Source organism: Mesobacillus sp. (assembly GCF_049588175.1).
In the GTDB taxonomy this organism is placed as follows: Bacteria; Bacillota; Bacilli; order Bacillales; family Cytobacillaceae; genus Mesobacillus.
This window is the reverse complement of sequence record NZ_JBAVFI010000400.1, coordinates 1-2044: the sequence shown is the minus strand read 5'-3', so window position 1 is coordinate 2044 and position 2044 is coordinate 1. Positions and strand designations below refer to the sequence as shown.

The 2044-nt window shown below is 37.4% G+C and carries 2 protein-coding genes and 1 riboswitch; of the genes, one reads left to right on the top strand and one right to left on the bottom strand.

Annotation, left to right across the window (positions count from 1 at the left end; translation table 11 throughout):
* Nucleotides 1-352: 352 nt before the first annotated feature.
* Nucleotides 353-697, bottom strand: a complete 345-nt coding sequence (locus tag WB217_RS10100; protein ID WP_423993052.1) for a helix-turn-helix domain-containing protein — start codon at nucleotides 695-697, stop codon at nucleotides 353-355.
* A gap of 660 nt (nucleotides 698-1357) precedes the next feature.
* Nucleotides 1358-1443: riboswitch (cyclic di-GMP riboswitch) on the top strand.
* A 29-nt stretch (nucleotides 1444-1472) separates the two neighbouring features.
* Here WB217_RS10100 and WB217_RS10095 point away from each other — a divergent pair.
* A complete protein-coding gene (locus WB217_RS10095) occupies nucleotides 1473-1619 on the top strand; it encodes an anti-repressor SinI family protein (protein ID WP_423993050.1) in 147 nt (48 codons plus the stop codon).
* The last annotated feature ends 425 nt before the right edge of the window (nucleotides 1620-2044 follow it).

The following is a 2044-nucleotide window of genomic DNA, read 5'->3' as shown; positions in this document are numbered from 1 at the left end:
GATGGAAAGAGTCTTGCTGCGAATATTGCCCTTGTCAAAAATAATGCCAGGGTGGGAGCGTTGATCGCTGTCAGCCTTGCAAAATAGATCAAATAGAGAATCAGCCATAGTGCTGGTTCTTTTTTTTATGCATCGCTGTTTCAGTTGGATCTTTTATGAATTGTAAGTTACTGCGAAGTCATGATACATAACGATGTTTAGAAACTAATGCACTCTCATGAATAAAATGATAAAAATTGGTCTAAATAGATTGGCGTAGTTGTATTTTATTAGTAACAAAAAAATAGTTGGGAGGGTGAGAGGGCAGGGTGACTGAGGATACTCGCCAAAAGGATATGATTTGTTTTTGCTATCATTTGTCGTGATTAATATTATTCTTGAATTTCACAAAGTCCAAATAAAAGGAAAAATCTTCTTTGCTGATCCCGTTTTTTATCGCTTCATCCACAAGCAGCAGCCACTCCTGATCAATTGGAATACCATTCTTGTTAACCTTTATCTCGTGCCCCATTAAATATTCAACCGTAGTATCCAGGGTTTTAGCCAGACGAGATAACACTTGTAGGGAGGGATTCTTCTGAATGCCTCTTTCAATATAACTAAGATAGGATTTCGACACCTTTGCTTTTTCAGATAGCTCAGTGATCGAGTACTTTTTTCTTATCCGCAGACTTTTAATTTTCTCTCCAACCATCATATGATTATTCTCCTTAAAATCAATTCATCTATTCATTATAACGAACATTTAAGTTCTTTTAAAAATACAAGAATGTAAGAAAAACAGAGTATATTCTTTAAAACGAACGAATTAAGAGGATTTTTGGGATAATTCGGCATTTTTTAGACTTTTTCATAAATGATTCTATTGAACTATACTTTATAAAGAACAAAAGCGCTTTTAGACTGACCCAGGAGGTTTTGAAGGGTATGTACAGGAAAAACTGTGATCGGTGCAATCGTCCATCGTATAGCAGCAGTGAGGTTGGGGAGTGGCTATGCCCTGTTTGTGGTCATGATTTAACTAGATATCCCTTTTTTCAAGCAGTAACTCTTGAAAAAGTTGCCATTTTAAACCGATGGAATAACGCTCCATATAAAAAAGAAATTACTCGCATAGAGTCTGCCAAAAATTTTTGGGGGTAAGAATAAAAAAACTGTTCAACAATTAGGTATAAAATATGACAAAAAGCCCTTATAAATGCTTGAAATTTCTGAAAACTAATCAAAACAACAAGTGTTTTTGTAATTCTGTGGAAAAAAAAAGAAATAATCGATAAAAAGTAACCGACAAATACCTACATTATAAACAAATAGAACCATATACAATGATATTGGGAGTTAAGGATATGAAAAAAGGCACAGAAAAAGGCAAACTCGTTGAAAAACTAGGACGCAAAGTCACGGATCTAAGGTGCAATGTACTATGATGGCCGGACTGCCTGGAATACAAATAGTATTTTGGGGGGAAGAAAGTGATTAGTGAGAAGGCAATTTTCGAAGAACTGGATACAGAATGGATGCAGTTAATCATGGAAGCACTAGAAATGGGCTTAAAGAAAGAGGAAATTCGAGAGTTTTTAACAAACTTCAATGGCCAATCAGTTGGTACAGAGCTTTAAAACTTACATATATAATAGAAAATTGATCGAGCAGCTCTTTTTGGAGGTGCTTTTTATTTTTGGCCCTGTTAACCTTAGCTGTTGATTTCCGCTCCAGGCGCTTGCTTTCCGGGGGGGGGCGTTCGCCGAGCCTCCTCGTCGCTGACGCTCCTGCGGGGTCTCACCTGAAACGCTAATCCCCCAGGAGTCAAGCACCTTCCATTCCAATCAACAGGCTTAAAAACAACAATGCCCTTATAAAAACTTGCCAGCTGTTTCCCTTCAAGTTACTCCTCGGTCAGTCCCAGCTTAATCGTAGCTACACGCTACAGGGTCTCTTTGAAGGGCGGATTAGCATTTCACCTTTTGCACTGTTAAAAGAGAGAAAAAAATGGACAGCTTGTACAGGCTATCCATCAACACTTACTTATTATCAAGTTTCCATT